The organism is Mesorhizobium sp. M7A.F.Ca.AU.001.01.1.1, from assembly GCF_004022735.1.
Lineage (GTDB): Bacteria > Pseudomonadota > Alphaproteobacteria > Rhizobiales > Rhizobiaceae > Mesorhizobium > Mesorhizobium ciceri.
The window spans coordinates 1-2993 of record NZ_RZPF01000756.1 but is presented as its reverse complement, the minus strand read 5'-3'; the positions used below and the strand labels follow the sequence as shown (position 1 = coordinate 2993).

General features: G+C 65.0%; 4 protein-coding genes. 2 read left to right on the top strand and 2 right to left on the bottom strand.

Going from position 1 to position 2993, the window contains the following annotated elements; translation table 11 throughout:
• Positions 1-202 precede the first annotated feature (202 nt).
• Both EN884_RS31210 and gmk read left to right on the top strand, forming a co-directional pair.
• Complete coding sequence (locus EN884_RS31210) at positions 203-1093, top strand: YicC/YloC family endoribonuclease (protein WP_013532513.1); 891 nt, start codon at positions 203-205, stop codon at positions 1091-1093.
• 3 nt (positions 1094-1096) lie between these two features.
• Positions 1097-1753: a guanylate kinase gene (gene gmk / locus EN884_RS31205; protein ID WP_013532512.1), complete on the top strand. Its 657-nt coding sequence runs from the start codon at positions 1097-1099 to the stop codon at positions 1751-1753.
• 48 nt (positions 1754-1801) lie between these two features.
• Here the strand turns inward: gmk and rsmA are convergent, their stop codons facing one another.
• Together rsmA and EN884_RS31195 are read right to left on the bottom strand one after the other, a co-directional pair.
• Positions 1802-2641: a 16S rRNA (adenine(1518)-N(6)/adenine(1519)-N(6))-dimethyltransferase RsmA gene (gene rsmA / locus EN884_RS31200; protein WP_013532511.1), complete on the bottom strand. Its 840-nt coding sequence runs from the start codon at positions 2639-2641 to the stop codon at positions 1802-1804.
• Positions 2642-2651: 10 nt separating this feature from the next.
• Positions 2652-2993 (bottom strand): 4-hydroxythreonine-4-phosphate dehydrogenase PdxA (locus EN884_RS31195; RefSeq protein WP_206617683.1); only part of this gene is annotated, 342 nt, incomplete at its 5' end.

Here is a 2993-nt window from a genome sequence, read left to right as displayed (position 1 = left end):
TGACGGTGCCGACGACAGCGGCGGTGACGCGGGCGCTGCCCAGTAGAATGAAGAAAGGCGTTGCCCGACAGGCGACGCCCTGACATTTGCAAGAGCGCCGCGCGTCCGATTTCGACGCGCCTGCGGCGCAGTCATTTTCAAGCCGCACTTGCTCTGTCCGGAAAGCCGGTTCGGGGCAATGTGCCAGGGACGTGTGGGCGATATGAATTTGCAGAGCATGACCGGTTTTGCACGTGCCGTCGCCGAGCACGAAGGCACTTCGATCGCCTGGGAGGTCAAGTCCGTCAACGGCAAGAGCGTCGAAGTACGGCTGCGGCTGCCGCAAGGCTTCGAGCGGTTGGAACCGGCTGTCCGGCAGATACTTCAGAAACGTTTTGCACGCGGCAATTTTCAGGCGACGCTGACCATCGGCCGTGCCGTCGGCGCGCAGGCGCAGCCGGTCGTCAACGAAGCCTTCCTGAAGGACCTGGCCGGGCTCGCCAAGCGGCTGCAGGAGCAGTTCGGCGTTGCTGCGGCGACCTCGGATGGACTGCTGTCGCTGCGCGGCGTGCTCGACATTCCCGAAACTGTCGAAACCGAGGAGGCGAGGGCCGCGCTCGATGCCGCGATCATGGCCGCGCTCGAAGTGGCCTTGAACGGGCTTGAACAGGCACGGCAGGGCGAAGGGGCCGCGCTGGCTTTGCTGCTGTCGGGTCATATCGACACAATCGAGGCGCTGACGCTGCGGGCAGAAGTGGATCCATCCCGCGAGACCGCGGTGATCCGGGAACGCATCGCCGAGCAGGTCAGGCTGCTGATGGACGCTTCCGCCAATTTGGATGCCACCCGACTGCACATGGAGGCCGCGTTCCTGGCCACCAAGGCCGATATTCGCGAAGAGATCGACCGGCTGAAAACGCATGTCGCATCCGGCCGGGCACTGCTGGTGGGCGGCGGCGCGGTCGGTCGCAAGCTCGATTTTCTGGCACAGGAATTTAACCGCGAATCGAATACGCTGTGTTCCAAGTCGAATGCCGCCGCCATCACCGCGATCGGGCTGGACCTGAAGGCGGTGGTCGACCAGTTTCGTGAACAGATCCAGAATCTGGAGTAGCCGATGGTTGCCAAGGATTTGGGGTCCCGCATTCGCCGCCGGGGCCTGATGCTCGTCCTGTCGTCGCCGTCCGGCGCCGGCAAGTCGACGATCGCGCGCAATCTTCTGGAAAGCGATTCCAGCCTCGAACTGTCGGTCTCGGTCACCACCAGGCCGCGCCGCGGCAGCGAGATCGAAGGCGTCCACTATCATTTCCGGACGATGCGCGAATTCGAGCGGCTTCGTGATTCAGACGCGCTGCTGGAGTGGGCCGAGGTGCATGGCAATTGCTATGCGACACCGCGCGAGCCTGCCGAACTGGCGCTGTCTGAAGGGCGCGACATGCTGTTCGACATCGACTGGCAGGGCGCCCAGCAGCTCAAGGAGAAGATGCGCGCCGACATCGTCTCGATCTTCATCCTGCCGCCATCGATGAAGGAGTTGAAGGCACGGCTGAAGCGCCGCGCCGAAGACCAGGAAGCGGTGATCGAAACGCGGTTGAAAAACGCCCGCAACGAGATCGAGCACTGGAAGGAATATGATTTCGTCATCGTCAATGACGACCTCGACCGCGCCTTCGCCGAAGTGCGCGGCATCGTCGTCGCCGAGCGGCTGAGACGCGACCGCCGGCCAGGCCTGTTCGATTTCGTCTCGGGACTGTTGGACGAGAAGACGGGTTGAGGCTGTGAAGCGCCAATCTCCCCCACGAGGGGGCAGATCGGCAGCTTCTTACACCGCGTTTGTCAACCTTACAAACTCCTCGACGCTGAGCGTCTCGGCGCGGCGTGTCGGATCGATGCCGGCGCGGTCGAGCAGGGCCTCGCCGCCGAGGCTCTTAACGCTTTGCCGCAGCATCTTGCGACGTTGGCCGAAGGCGGCTTCTGTGACGCGGCCGAGTTTCTTCACCTCGGTGGGCAGGGGCATCGGGCGCGGCACAAGATGCACCACCGAGGAGGTGACCTTTGGCGGCGGCGTGAATGCCTGTGGCGGTACGTCGAAGGCGATCCTCGCCTCCGTCCGCCAGCCGGCAAGAACCCCCAGCCGGCCATAGCTGTCGCTGCCGGCGGGAGCGACGATGCGCTCGGCCACCTCGCGCTGGAACATCAGAGTCATCGAGGTGTAGAAAGGCGGCCAGTCGCTGACCGTCAGCCAGCGCACCAGCAGCTCCGTGCCGATGTTGTAGGGCAGGTTGGCCACGATCTTGACCGGGCCGCCATTGCCGGTCGCTCGACCGGCAAGGCCCGTGAAATCCGTCTTCAGCGCATCGCCCGAAACAACCTCCAGCCGGCCGGGATAGTGGCCGGACACTTCGGCAAGAGCAGCCAGGCAACGTTCGTCGCGCTCTATGGCGATCACCTGGCGCGCTCCGTTGGCAAGCAAGGCGCGGGTCAGCCCGCCGGGACCGGGGCCGACCTCGATGACGGTTGCATCGGACAAGTCGCCGGCGGTGCGGGCGATCTTGCCGGTGAGGTTGAGGTCGAGCAGGAAATTCTGGCCGAGCGCCTTCTTCGCCTGCAGCCCATGACGCTCGATCACCTCGCGCAGCGGCGGCAGCCCGTCGATGGTCATGCCCGAGATCTCATGCGGCAACCGCCTTGGTGTTCGTGTCGGCCAGCCGCCGGGCAAGCTTCAGCGCCGCTATCAGGCTGTCGGGCCGCGCCACACCCTTGCCGGCGATGTCGAAGGCCGTGCCGTGGTCGGGCGAGGTGCGGATAAAGGGCAGGCCGAGCGTGACATTGACCGCCTCGTCGAAAGCCAGCGCCTTGGCCGGGATAAGCGCCTGGTCGTGATACATGCAAAGGGCCGCGTCGTAACCAGCCCGCGCCCGGACATGGAACAACGTGTCGGCCGGCAAAGGGCCGAAAGCGTCGATGCCTTCGGCGCGCAGGATGTCGACCGCCGGGCGCACGATCCGCTCGTC

Excerpts from the sequence above, each read along its gene's own strand:
- EN884_RS31210 (WP_013532513.1), top strand. The coding sequence starts at position 203 with ATGAATTTGCAGAGCATGACCGGTTTTGCACGTGCCGTCGCCGAGCAC.
- gmk (WP_013532512.1), top strand. The coding sequence starts at position 1,097 with ATGGTTGCCAAGGATTTGGGGTCCCGCATTCGCCGCCGGGGCCTGATG.
- rsmA (WP_013532511.1), bottom strand. The coding sequence starts at position 2,641 with ATGACCATCGACGGGCTGCCGCCGCTGCGCGAGGTGATCGAGCGTCAT.